Annotated in this window: 15 protein-coding genes; 10 read left to right on the forward strand and 5 right to left on the reverse strand. The window is 72.5% G+C overall.

Annotated features, from left to right (window positions below):
• The first annotated feature begins 111 nt into the window (after nt 1-111).
• Nucleotides 112-690 (forward strand): hypothetical protein, encoded by a 579-nt coding sequence (locus ACZ5C2_RS29310; RefSeq protein ID WP_468797923.1) that lies wholly within the window; start codon nt 112-114, stop codon nt 688-690.
• Between the two features lie 9 nt (nt 691-699).
• Here the strand turns inward: ACZ5C2_RS29310 and ACZ5C2_RS29315 are convergent, their stop codons facing one another.
• The gene (locus ACZ5C2_RS29315; protein WP_468797926.1) at nt 700-984 is read right to left on the reverse strand and encodes a DUF397 domain-containing protein; all 285 of its coding nucleotides are present in this window, start codon (nt 982-984) and stop codon (nt 700-702) included.
• Nucleotides 956-1,810: a helix-turn-helix domain-containing protein gene (locus ACZ5C2_RS29320; RefSeq protein ID WP_468797929.1), complete on the reverse strand. Its 855-nt coding sequence runs from the start codon at nt 1,808-1,810 to the stop codon at nt 956-958. The genes ACZ5C2_RS29315 and ACZ5C2_RS29320 overlap by 29 nt, the downstream gene beginning before the upstream one ends.
• Before the next feature lie 159 nt (nt 1,811-1,969).
• Between ACZ5C2_RS29320 and ACZ5C2_RS29325 the strand changes: the two genes are divergently transcribed.
• Both ACZ5C2_RS29325 and ACZ5C2_RS29330 read left to right on the forward strand, forming a co-directional pair.
• On the forward strand, nt 1,970-2,173 hold the full coding sequence (locus ACZ5C2_RS29325; RefSeq protein WP_228967830.1) for a hypothetical protein: 204 nt from the start codon (nt 1,970-1,972) through the stop codon (nt 2,171-2,173).
• Nucleotides 2,173-2,646: an ATP-binding protein gene (locus tag ACZ5C2_RS29330; RefSeq protein ID WP_468797933.1), complete on the forward strand. Its 474-nt coding sequence runs from the start codon at nt 2,173-2,175 to the stop codon at nt 2,644-2,646. Before ACZ5C2_RS29325 ends, ACZ5C2_RS29330 begins: the two co-directional genes overlap by 1 nt.
• A gap of 27 nt (nt 2,647-2,673) precedes the next feature.
• Here the strand turns inward: ACZ5C2_RS29330 and ACZ5C2_RS29335 are convergent, their stop codons facing one another.
• Together ACZ5C2_RS29335 and ACZ5C2_RS29340 are read right to left on the reverse strand one after the other, a co-directional pair.
• The gene (locus ACZ5C2_RS29335) at nt 2,674-4,155 is read right to left on the reverse strand and encodes an FG-GAP and VCBS repeat-containing protein (RefSeq protein WP_468797936.1); all 1,482 of its coding nucleotides are present in this window, start codon (nt 4,153-4,155) and stop codon (nt 2,674-2,676) included.
• A 338-nt stretch (nt 4,156-4,493) separates the two neighbouring features.
• A complete protein-coding gene (locus tag ACZ5C2_RS29340; protein WP_468797939.1) occupies nt 4,494-5,456 on the reverse strand; it encodes an MBL fold metallo-hydrolase in 963 nt (320 codons plus the stop codon).
• A gap of 138 nt (nt 5,457-5,594) precedes the next feature.
• Here ACZ5C2_RS29340 and ACZ5C2_RS29345 point away from each other — a divergent pair, with 138 nt between their 5' ends.
• The 3 genes from ACZ5C2_RS29345 to ACZ5C2_RS29355 are packed head-to-tail and all read left to right on the forward strand — an operon-like array spanning nt 5,595 to nt 9,392.
• A complete protein-coding gene (locus ACZ5C2_RS29345) occupies nt 5,595-6,401 on the forward strand; it encodes a helix-turn-helix domain-containing protein (protein WP_468797942.1) in 807 nt (268 codons plus the stop codon).
• Between the two features lie 60 nt (nt 6,402-6,461).
• Complete coding sequence (locus ACZ5C2_RS29350) at nt 6,462-7,727, forward strand: AAA family ATPase (protein WP_468797945.1); 1,266 nt, start codon at nt 6,462-6,464, stop codon at nt 7,725-7,727.
• Between the two features lie 9 nt (nt 7,728-7,736).
• Nucleotides 7,737-9,392: a VWA domain-containing protein gene (locus ACZ5C2_RS29355; RefSeq protein WP_468797948.1), complete on the forward strand. Its 1,656-nt coding sequence runs from the start codon at nt 7,737-7,739 to the stop codon at nt 9,390-9,392.
• Nucleotides 9,393-9,442: 50 nt separating this feature from the next.
• Here the strand turns inward: ACZ5C2_RS29355 and ACZ5C2_RS29360 are convergent, their stop codons facing one another.
• Nucleotides 9,443-9,874 (reverse strand): hypothetical protein, encoded by a 432-nt coding sequence (locus ACZ5C2_RS29360; protein ID WP_468797951.1) that lies wholly within the window; start codon nt 9,872-9,874, stop codon nt 9,443-9,445.
• 329 nt (nt 9,875-10,203) lie between these two features.
• On the opposite strand from ACZ5C2_RS29360, the gene ACZ5C2_RS29365 reads away from it, so the two are divergent.
• Genes ACZ5C2_RS29365 through ACZ5C2_RS29380 form a run of 4 tightly spaced genes read left to right on the forward strand, consistent with a single transcriptional unit; the run spans nt 10,204 to nt 14,603 of the window.
• A complete protein-coding gene (locus ACZ5C2_RS29365) occupies nt 10,204-11,280 on the forward strand; it encodes a hypothetical protein (RefSeq protein WP_468797954.1) in 1,077 nt (358 codons plus the stop codon).
• An 8-nt stretch (nt 11,281-11,288) separates the two neighbouring features.
• Complete coding sequence (locus ACZ5C2_RS29370) at nt 11,289-12,470, forward strand: toxic anion resistance protein (RefSeq protein WP_468798111.1); 1,182 nt, start codon at nt 11,289-11,291, stop codon at nt 12,468-12,470.
• Entirely contained in the window at nt 12,467-14,017 is a 1,551-nt protein-coding gene (locus tag ACZ5C2_RS29375) for a vWA domain-containing protein (protein WP_468797957.1), read from the forward strand. The genes ACZ5C2_RS29370 and ACZ5C2_RS29375 overlap by 4 nt, the downstream gene beginning before the upstream one ends.
• A complete protein-coding gene (locus ACZ5C2_RS29380) occupies nt 14,004-14,603 on the forward strand; it encodes a hypothetical protein (protein ID WP_468797960.1) in 600 nt (199 codons plus the stop codon). The genes ACZ5C2_RS29375 and ACZ5C2_RS29380 overlap by 14 nt, the downstream gene beginning before the upstream one ends.
• Nucleotides 14,604-14,630: the final 27 nt, after the last annotated feature.

Here is a 14,630-nt window from a genome sequence, read left to right on the forward strand (position 1 = left end):
GCTCGGAGCGGGTGGCATCAAATCAATCGCCCCGAGGTGTAACCGAAACGGTGGGGTGGCGCGTAGAGACTGCGAAACCAGAACACACGCGATCTCTTGGGGGACCTGACCATGCGCCTCGCACACCACCGGCCCGCCCTGCGCTGCCTCACCGCTCTCGCCTTCGGCCTCGTGGCCCTGACCGGATGCAGCGATGAGGGCGACGGGCAGGCGGCCACCACCACCGCACCCGTGACATCGGCGCCCCCTTCCGCGTCAGCCGAGGGGACGGCTCCGACCACCGCGCCGGACGGCACCGCCGACCCGGACGGTACGGCGTCGTCGTCGGCGACCGGTGCGGCTTCGTGGGCCGGTACCAAGCAGTTGGTGCAGATCGACGGCGCCCGGACCGGCGACGGGCGGACGTACCTGTCGGTGCGGCCCGCCCAGAAGAAGCTCCACCCCAAGTTCGAGGCATGGGTGATCACCCCGGGCGAGGGGCCCTACACGGAGGTACCCGTGGCCGAGGACGCCCAGGTGCTGCTGTCGGTCCCGATCGGCGACGAGACGCGTGCCGCGTCGTACTCCCAGGCCGAATTCGTCAGCCGGCTGACGGCGCAGTCGTCCCCGGCCCGCTCGGCCGTCGGGTACGACCTGAGCTTCGACGGCCAGGGTCAGGTCACCAGGGTGCAGTCACTGCCCATGCCCTGATGCGGCCACCTACTTGAGGGACGTGACGAACGACGTCCAGGCCGGGGCCGTGACGGTGAGGACCGGGCCGTGGGGGACCTTGGAGTCGCGGACGGGGACGATGGGGGTGTGGGCGTCGCAGACTTCGAGGCAGTTGCCGCCGTCGCCGTTGCTGTAGGTGCTCTTGCGCCAGCGGGCGGCGGCGGGGACGGCGTCGGCTACCTCGACGCAGTTGCCACCAGTGCCGTTGCTGTAGCTGCTCTTGCGCCAGAGTGCGTGGCTCAAGTCAACTTTGATGCATGCCATTTCTGCCATCCTCAGCCGCTTGCTCAATCAGGGCGAGGGACGCCTCCGGGGGCAGCGCGGCGGCCCTGAGCAGATCGTACGACCTGCGGTACTCCTCAACGAGGGCTGGATCATCGATGGTGTCCCCGCTGTGCTGCGACTCCAAGTAGACCAGCGGTGGGGCATCGGGGAAAGCCATAATTGTGGCCGCGCCCATCATGAGCGGATGCGGTCCACAGTTCCACGGAAGAACCTGTGGAATGATCCGGCGAGCCCGCGCCATCCCAGCGATGTGCTCCCACTGCTCGGCCGACTGTTCCGGCGGCAGCACCGGCTGCAGCAGCAGAACCTCGGGCAGGATCGCCCAGTACATCGGCGTCTTGTGGTTGTCCTCGAAGAGGCGAGCCCGAGCCAGTCGCGCACTGACCTTCTCCTCCACATCCTCGCCCCGAGCCAGCGGCATGGCTGCCTGCACGAGCGCCCGAGCATAGGCGTCAGTCTGGAGCAGACCAGGGATCAGAGTCGGACACCACTCCTCAACAGACTTGGCGTGCTTCTCCGCTTCCAGCACCCGCTCGAAGTACCGTGCGTGCCCCCGTCGTTTCGCCCTCCGCACGTCCTCGCAGCGCCGCCGGAAGAACCCGTCCGTGCCGAGCACCTTGTCCACGTGTTCCGCCAGTTCCGCCGGCATCCTCCGCGTCCCCCGCTCGATCTCGCTGAGGTGACTCTGGCCGTAGAAGCTGCCCTCGACCAACTGCTGGAGCGTCAGCCCCGCTTCCTCCCGCTTCCAGCGCAGCTCGCTGCCGTAGAAGGTCGGGACGCCCGTCGAGCCGTCGATGTCCTTGCGCTGTCCCATCGTTCACCGTCCTTGGAGTGCCGTTACCGCCCGCTACCCACCCCCGCACCGCATCCGTGCAGTTCAGGGCCGGGATGCGGAAGGGCTGTCACGTTACGCCGACCGGCGGCACAGTGTGAGCGGTTCGTCACACAGCGCACTGGAAGGTGTGAATCCCCCATGCACAGCCCCACCGAAGCCGACGCCTGCGCCGAGGAGTTGCGGGCGGCGCTCGCCGCGCACGGCATCACCCTGCCGTCCCTCGGCGTCGACCTCCCGGCCTTCGCCTCCCGCTGCCCCACCCGGCCGCTGATCTCGCTCGGCAACTGCAACCTCCTCACCGCCCACGCCCTCACCGCCGCCCTCCGCAAGGGGGCCGCGTGATGCGACGACCGGTCACCACCCTGGAACTGCTCGCGACACCGGCCGGGGTGTCCGCCGTACGCCGTGCCCTGCGCGACTACGGCACCGACGTCCAGCTCTGTGCGAGCGAACTCGTCACCAACGTGATCCAGCACCTCGGCGAGGGAGTTCCCGTCACCGTCCGGGTGTCGCGCGACGACGGCGGGCGTACGCGGCTGGAGGTCACCGATCCCGACCCGCGGGTGCTGCCCGTCCTGCGCGCGGCCGTGGACGTCGACGCGGAGTCGGGACGGGGGCTCGCGCTGCTGGACGCGCTGACGTCGAGGTGGGGTGTGACGCACGGGGCCGGCGACAAGACCGTGTGGTGCGAGCTGGGAGCGGGACCGGGAGAGGGACGGGCTCTCCCGGACCGAGAGGGCGCGGTGTCCGTGGCGCCCGTGACATCCGCCGGAGGGCGTCGCCGTACGGCTACCGCGGGCCGCGACCCGCGGTAGCCGTCTCTCATGCGGCGTTACGGGGACTCAGCCGCCCAGGACCGAGCCGAACTCGGCGTTCGGGTGGGTGAGGCCGAGGTCCGGTGCGTTGAAGGAGGTCGCGCCGGTCGTCGTCAGGCCGGTCGTCGAGCCGCGCAGCACCCAGTCGGCGCCGTCGCGCACCGACCCGGTGAGGACGTCCTCGCCCTTCGCCGCGATGGTGAGGTCCGCCGCGCCGTCGCCGTCGAGGTCGGCGATGTCCACGGCGGAGCCGAACCAGTCGTCCGCCTCCGCGGTGCCGGGCACGCCGTCGGCGGCCTGGTGGATTACCTGGGCGCCGGTGTCGGTCAGGCCGGTGGCCGTGCCCCGGAGCAGCACGGTCGCGCCGGTCGCCGACACGCCCCGGACCGTCGCGCCCGGTGACCCGACGGCCACGTCCGCGTAGCCGTCGCCCGTGACGTCGCCGACCGCGACGGACGCGCCGAAGTTGTCGCTGGACCGGCTCCCGCCCGGGGCGTCGAGGGTGGCGGTGCGGTGGGCGCCGAGGCCGTCCGCGCTGCCGTGGCGGACGTGGACGAAGCCCGCGGCGTCCGGGTACTCACCCGTGGTCGTCGCCGACGCGGGGACGTGGCCGGTGACGAGGTCGGCGTAGCCGTCGCCGTCGATGTCCCCGGCGGCGACGGCGACGGTGGGCGCCTCGTTCGTACCGGAGGCGTCGCCGCCCGGGTCCGGGACCGGCGCCTCCTGCAGGCCGCTGTCGCTCCAGGTGAAGACCTTGGTGGACTGGCAGCCACCCGGCGTCCCGCCGCAGTTCTCCGGTCCGGTGACGACGAGCTGGGCGCGTCCGGCGCCGGTGAAGTCACCGGCGGTGAGGGTGCGGGGCTGTATGTACGAGCCGTGGTCGTAGAACCGCGCCGCGTCGGTGGGGGCCGTGCGGCCCGCCAGGTCGTCGTAGGCCCACAGGTTGGTGCGGCTGAGCGTGGCGATCTGCGGGACGCCGTCGCCGTCCAGGTCGGCGACGACGGCCTTCTTGCCGTAGTCCTTCTCGGCGGACCATTCGCTGGTGGCGTACGGGCTGGCCATCGACATGCCGTCGCCGGTCAGGCCGCTCGGGCCGCCCCACAGCACGGTGAGCGTGCCGTAGCTGCTGCTGTACGGGACCGCTTCGCCCGGTGCGCCGATGACGAGGTCGGTGTAGCCGTCCGCGTCCAGGTCGCCGGCGGCGTGCGTGGCGCCGAACAGGTGGTGGGAGCGGACGTCGCCGGGGACGCCGGTGGAGTTCTGGGTGAAGGTGGTCGAGCGGGCGGGCGAGACGCCGTCGGCGGACCCGTACAGGACGGTGACCGAGCCGGCGTCGAGGTGGCCGTCGGCGGGGGCGTTGGGGGTGGCCACGACGAGGTCGGTGACGCCGTCGCCGTTGAAGTCGTCGGGTGCGGAGGCGGCCGCGCTCGCTGTGGGGGCGAGGGCCAGGGACAGGCCCGCGGCTGCCGTGGCGACGGCCAGGGCGGCGGCCAGGGTGCGTGTGCGCAAGGTTGCTCCAGTCTCAAGGACAGAGGTGAGGCGTGGGGGGCCGCAAGCATGACGATCAAGGTGTGGTGGGGGTTGTCCCGGTGAGGGGAAGGAACACAGGCTCTCGACAATCAACCCCGGCTCATTCACCTGCGGTTCACATCTGTCGCCCCGGGAGGTCAGGAGCGGGCGGTGCCGGTGTGGCGGCGGAGGACCGGAGCCAGACAGGAGACGTGCGGGCCGCCGGTCGGGACGGGGCCTGGAACGGGACGCCCACGCTGCCGTTGTGACGCCCCGGGTGACCTGCCAGGGGGTGAGGCCATCGGCGGAGGTGTCGACGCCGGTCTCCGTCGGCCAGGTCAGGGGCGGAGGAACGTGTGGTTCAGGTGGGCCGTGGCCAGCAGGTGGCCGTGTTCGCGGGCGTCCGCCAGGAGGGCGTGGCGTGTGCGGCGGGCCGTTGCCCGGTCGTCCTCCAGGCGGTAGGCGACGTCCGGTGCGGCCAGTTGGACGGCGTGGACGAGGACGTCGCCGGTGATCATGATGCTGTGGCGACCGCCCTCGACCAGTACGGACTGGTGTCCGGGTGTGTGGCCGGGCGTCGGTACAGCGGTCACCGCGGCGCGGCCCGGGCGGCTCTGCACCTTCGCCCGGCCGTCGATCGGGTGCAGCAGTCCGGCCCGGCGCAGGGGCTCGACCACGTAGGACAGGGCGCTGTCGTCGGCGTCCAGTGCCGCGATCTCCGCGCGCTGCACGACGTGGCGGGCATCGGGGAACATCGGGGTGCCCGTCGGGTCGACCGTCCAGCCGAAGTGGTCCTCGTGGAGGTGGGTGAGGACGACGGTGTCGACGTCCTCGCGCTCGATGCCGGCGTGCCGGAGGACGGACGGGAGGTGGCCCGGGACCGGGGCCCAGTCCGACGCGGGGCTGCCGGCCGGGCCGATGCCGGTGTCGACGAGGGTGACGCGGCCGCCGGGGCGGCGTACGGCGTAGCAGCGGAAGTCGAGTTCCCAGGTGTCGTCCGGGCCGAAGGCCGCCGGGTCGAGCTGCCTGGCGCGTGCCCAGTCCGCGTCGGTCGCGTCGGGGAACACGCCCTGCCGCGTGCCGGGGAAGGTGCCGTGGGCGTCCAGGAGTGCCATCACCTCGTAGGGGCCCGTGTGCCGGGAGATGACGTGTGCGGTGCCGGTGCGGTGGTGGGACGCGGTGGCGGCCCGTGTGCCGCCGGCCCAGGCGGCGAGCGTGCCGGTGCCCACGGCGGTGGCGCCGCGCAGCACCCGGCGGCGGGTGGGGGACGGGGCGTCGGACGGGGTGGTGCGGTGGGTCATGGTCTCCCCTTGGGGTGGTGTCGGGTCGCGGTGAGTGAAGTGACGGCCATCGTGCGGGGGGCCGGCGCGGCGGCGCTTGTACGTTCGTGTCCGGTTCGCGGGGGCCCGGGCAAGGGGCGCGACTCCTACGATGGCCGTGTGGCCGGGGACCGACGGGTGTACCTGTGCGAGGACGACGTCCTTCTCGCCGACGTGCGCTGCGCCGGCGCCGCGCGCGGCTGGTCGCCGCCCCGGCCCGCTCCGGTGTTCGGTCTGGTACTGCTCCGGGACGGGGTGCTGCGGGCCCGGGTCGACGGGGTGGAGCAGATGCTGGACGCGGGCAGCGTGTACGTCGAACGTCTTGGCGCGGAGCAGCAGTTCGCGCATCCGCTGGGGCCCGACGCGTACACCGAGATCGTGCTGTCCGAGCCCCGGGTCGCGGAGTTGCTCGGTGGCGATCCCACCGTCCCGGAGGGGCTCGTGATGGTGACGCCGGAGATGTCCCTCGCGCACCGCATGCTGCTCTCCCTCGCCCGCGGCGGCGGTGACTCCTTCGAGCTCGGTGAGCGCACGGTCCGCCTGGCGGCCGGGGTCTTCGCGCGCCTCGCTCCCGCACGCGTCGACTCCGGCCGCCCCGCCTCCGCCGCGGCGCGCCGGCGCCTGACCGACGACGCGCGCGCCGCGCTGGCGGCCGATCCGACGATCGGGCTGGAGGCACTGGGCCGGGCGGTGGGCGCGTCACCGCACCATCTGAGCCGGACCTTCACGGCCGTCACCGGCAGCACACTGTCCGCGCACCGCGACCGGCTGCGCCTGGCGCGGGCGCTGGACCGCCTCAGCGAGGGCGAGCGCGATCTGGCGGGTCTGGCGCGCGAGCTCGGTTACACCGACCAGTCCCACATGACCCGAGCGGTCCGTCGTGCGGCGGGCCTCCCTCCCGGACGTCTGCGCGCCCTGCTGGCGTAACTTCGGGGGGAACGGCCGTCTCGGCGAGCCCTTCGGGGCGTCACAGACGAGGAGCGGGACATGGACGACACGGGGGGCGTGGACGACGCACGGGGCGTGGACGACACGGAGGGCGTGGACGACACGGAGGGCGTGGACGACGCGCGGGACACGGCCCGGCGGCTGCGCGCGGTCTGCGACGAGCTGTCGGAGCGCTTCTACGAGCGGGCCGATGTCGTACGGACGCTGGTGGTGACGTTGCTGGCCGGGCAGCACTCGCTGGTGCTGGGGCCGCCCGGAACGGCGAAGTCCGAGCTGGCGCGCGAGCTGACGGGCCGGATCGAGGGGGCTTCCTACTGGGAGATCCTGCTGTCGAAGTTCACCGCCCCGACGCGGATGTTCGGTCCGATCGACGTCGCCGCGCTGGCCCGGGGCAAGTACCGGCAGGTCTACGACGGACGGGCCACGACCGCGCACATCGCCTTCATCGACGAGATCTTCAAGTGCTCGACGGCCGCGCTGAACGAGACCCTCGGCTATCTCAACGAGCGGATCTACCACCCCGAGAACGGCGGCGAGCCCGTCCGCTGTCCCCTCATCGGGGCCATCACCGCGAGCAACGAACTGCCCGCCGGGGAGGACACCGCCGCGATCTACGACCGGCTGCTGGTGCGGATCGAGGTCGGGTATCTGGAGGATCCGTCGAACTTCGCCGCGCTGGTCCGTTCCGCCGTGAGCCGCCCCGGGGCACCGGCCCGGACGACGGTCGAGCTGACCGCCCTGCGGCACGCCGTGACGGAGGCCGTCCCGGCCGTGGAGGTCCCGGAGGTGATCGTGGACGCGGTGGTGACGCTGCGGGCCGCCCTGCGCCGCAAGGAACTCGTCGCCTCCGACCGCCGCTGGCGGCAGGCGGTGGGGCTGCTCCAGGCGTCCGCGTACCTCGACGGGCGTACGGCGGTCGAGGCGACGGACCTGTCGGTGCTGACGCATGTGCTGTGGGACTCCCCCGCCCAACGCCCGATCGTCGAGCGGGAGGTGCTGCACCTGGTCAATCCCGATGCCAAGGAGGCGCTCGATCTCGCCGACGTGATCGAGGAGTTGGAGGCGCAGCTCGACGCCATGGCCGGGCAGTCCCGGGAGGCGCTGAGCGAGTGGGTCATCAAGAACGCACACGGCAAGCTCGCCATGGCGGGGAAGCGGCTGGAGAAGCTGCGTGCGGAGGCGGCGAGCGCGGGACGTTCCACCGCCGCGATCGACCGGGTCACCGGCCGCCGGCGCGCCGTCCGCGCCCGCGTCCTCACCGAGGCCCTCGGTATGGACGCGAGCATGGTGCAGGCCGAGCTGTGAGGCGGCGCGATGGGTGAGACGCACGGCGGACCGGACGAACTGGCGAGCCGGTCCGGAAAGTGGCTGGCGCTGTCCGCCGGGGCGGCGCAGCGGCACACCGCGGCCGTGACGGCGGGCCCGTTCGACCGGGTCGCGTGGCGGGATGTGTACGAGCAGTCGGCCGGACTGCGCGAGCTGGCGGCGGAGCTGAACACCCGCCACGCCCACACCACCGACCTCCTGTGCGACGTGTTCCTGTCCGCCTACCAGGCCGCCCCGCGCCTGCGCGACCGCGCCGGGATGGCTGCCTCGCACCGGGTCAACCACCAGGTCGTCGCCTCGCTGATGGCCTCACCCGAGTTCTCCGGACTGCACCGGGAGACGGCCGGCGACGCCTACGCCGCGGCCATGGCCGTACTGGCCCAGGCCCCCGGGCTGCGCCAACTCCTGGAAGGCTCCCGCGACGCCCGGAACCGGGCCGAGCAGGCGGACAGGACCCAGGAGGCTGCGGTGGCCGCCGCGACCGCCGTGAGCGAGGCGCTCCGGCGGGCCACCGAGGCCACCGAGGCCACCGAGGCCACCGAGGCCACCGAGGCCACCGAGGAGGGCGGTACCGTTCCCGCCCCGGCCGCCGACGCCGTACGACAGGCGATCGAGAACGCCGAAGCCGCCGAGGCCGCTGCCCGGAAGGACGCCCGTGCCGCCGCCCAGGCTTTGGCGGTGGCGCTTCCCGGCATCCGTGCCGCCGCCCGGAACGCGACGGCGTCCGCCGCGGAGGCCGTCCGGCAGGAAGCCGCGCTGATGCGCGCGTGGGGCGTCGGTTCCGGCGAGACGGCGCGGATGCCGTTCGACGAACGCGCCCGGCTCGCCGAGCGGCTGCGCGGCGGACGGCTCGCCCGCTGGGCCGAACTGATCGGCCGCTTCCGGCTGATGGCCGACGGCGAGCGCGCCCGCAAGGTGGAGAACGCCACGGGCGAACTGGTCGGCGTCACCCTCGGCGACGACCTCTCCCGGGTCGTCCCCTCCGAGCTGGCGGCCCTCGGCGTACCCGAACTGCGTGCCGTGTTCGCCGCGCGCTACGCCGCCGGGGAGCTGATGCTGTACGACACCCGGGGCGAGCGGTCCACCGGTCGGGGCGCCGTCATCGCCTGCGTGGACACCTCGCACTCCATGTACGCGGAGGGGCCCGGCGGAATCACCCGGGAGGCCTGGTCCAAGGCCTGCGCCCTGGCCCTCCTCGACCAGGCCCGCCAGGCCGGACGGGACTTCGTCGGCATCCTCTTCTCCGCCGCCGACAAGCTCCAGGTCTTCCGCTTCCCCGGCGGCCGGCCGGCCGACGTCACCGAGGTCCTCGGCTTCGCGGAGACCTTCCTCGGCGGCGGCACCGACTTCCAGCGGCCGCTGGGCACGGCCGTCGAGCTGCTGGAGGAGGAATTCGACGACACGGCCCGCGGACGCGGCGACATCGTGATGATCACCGACGATGCCTGCGAGGTCACGCAGCAGTGGATGCGCGGCTGGAACGACGCCAAACACCGCCTGGGGTTCCGCCTCTTCGGCGTGGCCATCGTCACCCCGGAGGCCACCGGGGGCCGTTCGGTCCTGGAGTCCCTCTGCGACAACCTCCGCACCATCGACGACCTGACCGACGTCCACGCCGCCGCCGACCTGTTCCGGGTGATCTGACCAGGCCCGACGGCGGACAGCCGGTGCCGGTGGGAGGGCCGCACGGCCGGTCAGTCCGCGGTCCGCCGGGTCCGCCCGTGCAAGGTCAGGTAGAAGGTGCGCAGCGACTCCCGTGAGCTGCCCGCCTCGAAACAGTTGCGGACCTTGCCCAGGGGGTTCCACACCCGCCCGTCCGGCATCCGCACGCCGGCCGGCTGCCCGAAGTAGGCCCGCTGGTCGGCGTCGAAGACGACCCAGGACGCGCCCGCCCGGCGGACCAGTACCTCTCCCACGTACGCACCGAGCCCCGACAGCACACCGCTCACCCGTGCCTCGTCCGCTCCGTCCCTGCGCAGCCCGTCGATCAGGAAGTCGACGAGGCGGAGGCTGGCCTCGGAGTAGTCCAGGGGGAGCCGGTTGCGGGCGGTGGCCCTTCCGACGAAGGCCGCGGCGCGCGCCCGCATCTCCTCCGCATCCGTCAGGCGTTCGTCCACATCGCTCATGGGACCGCTCCCCTCCGCCGGGATTCAGGGAGAAGGTTCGCCCGTTCCCCACGTCGTCCAGCGGATCCGCTTCCTCAAGCGTCACGGCTCACGGACGTGCGCAATGCCACAGGGGCACATGTGGGGACGGGCACAACCTTTGCGCCCACCGTGCGTCTCCGGGGCTCCGCCCGGCCCGTCCGGTGCGGCGGCCCCCGCCGGTACCGGAGCCATGGCACCGGCGGGCCGTGGCGGAGTGACCTGTTCCTGTTGCGTACCGGTATCGGGCGGACACCGGCCGTTCACCGGGGCCACCGGGGAACGTTGGATTCCGGCGGGATGATCCGTGCGTGAGACGGATCATGGGAATCTTCCTCGCGGTACTGCTCATCGGTGGCGTGGCGGCCGCCGTCGTCGCGGGCCGGGACAACGGGGAGACGGGCACGGCAACGAAGACCGTGCGCATGGTGACCGGATCGGAGAAGGCGGAGTTCTTCGCCGATCCGGACGTGGTGGAGGCCCTCGCCGCCAAGGGCTACACCGTCGAGGCCGAGACCTCCGGGTCCTGGGCCATGGAGGGCCTGGACCTCAAGGGGTACGACCTCGCCTTCCCGTCCAGCCGGGCGCCCGCCGCGGAACTGGCCGAGAAGTACAAAGTGCGGGGGATGCTGCCGCGGCCGTTCTACTCGCCCCTCGTCGTCGTGTCCCGCCGGTCGGCCGCCGAGGTGCTGGCCCGCAACGGGCTGGCCGCTCTGGGGAAGGAGAAGCCCGGCACGCTGAAGATGGACGCCTACCTCGACGCTGCCGGGCGCGACCGCACCTGGCAGCAACTCGACGGGGCCGAGCGGCACGGGGAGCTGACCGGCACCCTCTACATCTCCAGCACCGACCCGGAGAGCTCCAACTCGGGGGCGCTGTACCTGGCCGCCGCCTCCCATGTGGCCAACGGCGGCAAGGTGGTCGCGAGCGACGCCGAGACCGAGCGCGTCGCCCCGCTGCTCGGCAAGCTGGTCCGCGTCCAGGGCGCCCAGCAGAGCAGCACGGACGCGGTGTTCCGGGACTTCGTCAGCGGGGCCGGCAACCCGCTCGTCCTCGTGTACGAGTCCCAGGTGGTCACGCTCCTCGACGAGTCGCAGAGGGCGGACGACCTCGTCGTCCTCTACCCCGACACCACGGTCAACAGCGACCACACCGCCGTGCCGCTCACCGAGAACGGCCGGGCAGTCGCCGACCTCCTCGGCAGCGACCGGACGTTGCGCAAGCTGGCCGTCCGGCACGGTTTCCGCCCGCAGGGCGACACCACCGAGTTCGCGGCGGCCACCGTGGGCCGCACCACCTATCTCAAGCCACGACTGACCGGCGTCCGCCAGGCACCCGTGCCCACCTCCGCGGTGCTGCGCGAACTGGCCCGACAGGCGCGCGGATAAAAGGGGGAATCCAAGTGAGCAGCACTGAAGGCGACTTCGTACTCACACCACCCGAGGCCGTCACACCCGTGCCGCGGGAGAAGGCCGGCGGTCTGGTGCCCGTGAACGACAGCGTGCGCGCCGACATGACGGCCAAGGCCGCCGCGTACGTCGAAGGGCTGGCCGCCCTGGACGCCCGCTCCCCCGAGTTCGCCGGCAAGGTGAGCGAGATCACCGCACTGGGCGCCGGCGAGATGCGCGGCGCGACCGCCCAGTCCAACCGCATGCTGGAGCGGACGGTACGCAGCCTGCCCGACCGGGGCGGGGACGCCCAGTCCATGGTGGCGGGGTCCCTCGTCGAGCTGCGGCGCGTGGTCGAGGACCTGGACCCGCGGGACCTTCCGGCGGCCAAGGGGCGCAAGTTCCTCTCCCGGCTGCCCGGCGGCAACAAGCTGCGCGACCACGTCGCCAAGTACGCCTCCGCGCAGGGCACCCTGAACAGGATCGTGGGATCGCTCAGGGGAGGGCAGGACGAACTGCGCCGTGACAACGCCGCGTTGCAGACCGAACGGGTACGGCTGTGGGAGACCATGGGCAAGCTCCAGGAGTACGTCGTACTCACGGAGGCCCTGGACACCGCGGTCGAGGAGCACATCGCGGGGGTGGAGGCCGCCGACCCCGCGCAGGCCGACTCGCTGCGTGCCGACGTCCTCTTCCCCGTCCGGCAGAAGCACCAGGACCTGCTCACGCAGCTGGCGGTGTGCGCACAGGGCTACCTCGCCATGGACGTCGTACGCCGCAACAACGACGAGCTGATCAAGGGGGTGGACCGGGCGGCCACCACGACCGTGTCGGCTCTGCGGATCTCCGTGATGCTGGCGTCCGCTCTGGACCACCAGAAGAAGGTGGTCGAGCAGGTCAACGCCCTGCGCGGCACCACCGAGGACCTGATCCGGGGCAACGCGGAGATGCTGGCGACCCAGAGCGGGGAGATCCAGCGCATCGCCGCCGACCCCGCGGTCGGGGCGGAGACCCTGCGGTCCGCGTTCCAGCAGATCTACCGCACCCTGGACGCCATCGACACCTACAAGGTGCAGGCGACCGAGGCGATGGCGGCGACGGTGGAGAACCTCACCTCCGAGTTGCATCACGCGAGCACGTACCTGGAGCGCAGCCGGGCGCAGGGCGCGCTGGAAGGGGGCCTCGGATGAGGCGGCGGGCACCGGCCGCGCTGATCGCCGCCGTCGCCGTGCTGCTGAGCGCCTGCACGGCCGGCCCGGAGTCCCGTGAGGACGCGGACACGGGCCCGCACACCGCCGAGCCGGGCACGCTGCGGGTCCTCGCCTCCAGCGAACTCAGCGACATGACACCGGTGTTCGAGCGGATCGAGAAGGACACCGGGGTCACGCTCCGCCCGACCTGGATCGGCACGCTCGACGCCGTGGACCTGCTGGCCTCGGGGAAGACGGACGGCAGGTACGACGCCGTGTGGCTGTCCTCCAACGACTATCTGCGGCTGCGCCCGGAAGCGGCGGAGAAGGTCGTCTCGGAGACACCCGTCATGTCCAGTCCGGTCGCCATCGGCGTCCGGCCGGCCACCGTGGAGAAGCTGGGCTGGAAGCCGGAGGAGGTCACCTGGTCCGCGGTCGAGCGGGCTGTGCGGGACGGCGAGCTCACCTACGGTATGACCGACCCGGCACGCTCCAATTCGGGCTTCTCCACCCTGGTCTCGGTCGCCTCGGCGCTCTCGGGAGCCCAGTCCGCGCTCAGCGACGCGGACGTGGTGAAGGCCGGTCCGCGGATGAAGGAGTTCTTCCGGGGACAGGAGCTGACGTCGGGTTCCTCCGGCTGGCTGGCTGGCGCGTACGCCCGGCGGGGGGACGTCGACGCGCTCCTCAACTACGAGTCCGTCCTGAAGGGGTTCGAGGACCTCACGGTGATCCGTCCGAAGGACGGTGTCGTCACCGCCGACTATCCGCTGTCCTCCCTCGCCGCCACCGGCACCGCCACCCGTGAGACCGTGCGCCGCGTCGCCGAGGCACTGCGCACGGACTCCGTCCAACGGCTCATCACCGACCGCACGCACCGCCGTCCGGTCGTCGCCTCGGTCCCACCCGCCTCCGGCCTGGACCCGGAACGACGGCGCGAACTGCCCTTCCCGGGCAGCCGCTCCGTCGCCGACGGTCTGCTGGACGCGTACGAGAACGAGCTGCGCCGCCCCTCCCGGACGGTGTACGTCCTGGACACGTCCGGCTCGATGGAGGGCGAGCGCCTGAGCCGGCTGAAGAAGGCCCTCACCGGACTCACCAGCGACTTCCGTGAGCGCGAGGAGGTCACCCTGATGCCGTTCGGTTCGCGGGTGAAGCGTGTGCGCACGCACGTCGTCAGCCCCGCCCAACCGGGGGCGGGGGTGTCCGCGATCCGCCGTGACACCGCGCGGCTGGTGGCGGAGGGCGAGACCGCGATCTACACGTCCCTTCGGAAGGCCTACGACCACTTGGCCACCGGCGAGGACGCGTTCACCTCGGTCGTGCTGATGACGGACGGCGAGAACACCGCGGGCGACGAGGCCGCCGACTTCGAGGACTTCTACCGCGGGCTGACCGGTGACCGGCGGAACACCCCTGTCTTCCCGATCCTGTTCGGCGACTCCGACCGTACGGAGCTGGAGCACATCGCGGAGCTGACCGGTGGCCGGCTCTTCGACGGTCGGGGCTCGCTCGACGACGCGTTCGAGGAGATCCGTGGCTACCAGTAGGGCGCTGGCGTATCTGGAGTCCCGGAAGAACCTCGTCGGGAGCGCGGGCGGGGTCGCGGGGCTGCTGCTGACGTTCACGGGCGTGGCGGGACCGTACTGGCCGGTCGTGGTGGCGGGGCTGTACGGGGCGGGCGCGCTGATCGCCCCGCCGGAGCGTCCCGCGCTGCCCGACTTCCCGGACCCGTCCGCGCAGCTCGACGAGGTACGGGCGGACTTCGAGCGGCTCCGGGACTATCTCGCGGACGCCGAGCTGCCGCCCGCCGCCCGGGGCCGGCTCACCGGGCTGACGGAGCTGCTGGAGGCGTTGCTGGACCCGGGGTGGGTGACGGAGATCGCCCATGACCCGGACGCCGTGCACGTCCTGTCCCGGGCCGTGCGGCGGGACGTGCCGGAAGCCGTCGACGCCTACGTGCGGACCCGCTGGTGGACGCGGCTGGCACCCGGGCAGGAACCTCCGGAGCAGCACCTGGTGCGTCAGCTGGAACTGCTGCACGCGGAGGCGGAGCGGCTGGCGCAGGGCCTGCGGGAGACGGAGGCACGGCGCCAGGAGTCCCACACCCGGTACCTGGAGGACCGGTCGCCGTGAGCCCTGCGGGGGCGGGCGGCCCTACGG

Source organism: Streptomyces sp. NPDC031365 (genome assembly GCF_055569765.1).

Bases quoted from the DNA above. Each gene is read 5' to 3' on its own strand.
- ACZ5C2_RS29375 (WP_468797957.1), top strand. From the start codon at position 12,467: ATGAGGCGGCGGGCACCGGCCGCGCTGATCGCCGCCGTCGCCGTGCTG.
- ACZ5C2_RS29315 (WP_468797926.1), bottom strand. From the start codon at position 984: ATGGCAGAAATGGCATGCATCAAAGTTGACTTGAGCCACGCACTCTGG.
- ACZ5C2_RS29320 (WP_468797929.1), bottom strand. From the start codon at position 1,810: ATGGGACAGCGCAAGGACATCGACGGCTCGACGGGCGTCCCGACCTTC.
- ACZ5C2_RS29340 (WP_468797939.1), bottom strand. From the start codon at position 5,456: ATGACCCACCGCACCACCCCGTCCGACGCCCCGTCCCCCACCCGCCGC.
- ACZ5C2_RS29310 (WP_468797923.1), top strand. From the start codon at position 112: ATGCGCCTCGCACACCACCGGCCCGCCCTGCGCTGCCTCACCGCTCTC.
- ACZ5C2_RS29350 (WP_468797945.1), top strand. From the start codon at position 6,462: ATGGACGACACGGGGGGCGTGGACGACGCACGGGGCGTGGACGACACG.
- ACZ5C2_RS29355 (WP_468797948.1), top strand. From the start codon at position 7,737: ATGGGTGAGACGCACGGCGGACCGGACGAACTGGCGAGCCGGTCCGGA.
- ACZ5C2_RS29325 (WP_228967830.1), top strand. From the start codon at position 1,970: ATGCACAGCCCCACCGAAGCCGACGCCTGCGCCGAGGAGTTGCGGGCG.
- ACZ5C2_RS29330 (WP_468797933.1), top strand. From the start codon at position 2,173: ATGCGACGACCGGTCACCACCCTGGAACTGCTCGCGACACCGGCCGGG.
- ACZ5C2_RS29360 (WP_468797951.1), bottom strand. From the start codon at position 9,874: ATGAGCGATGTGGACGAACGCCTGACGGATGCGGAGGAGATGCGGGCG.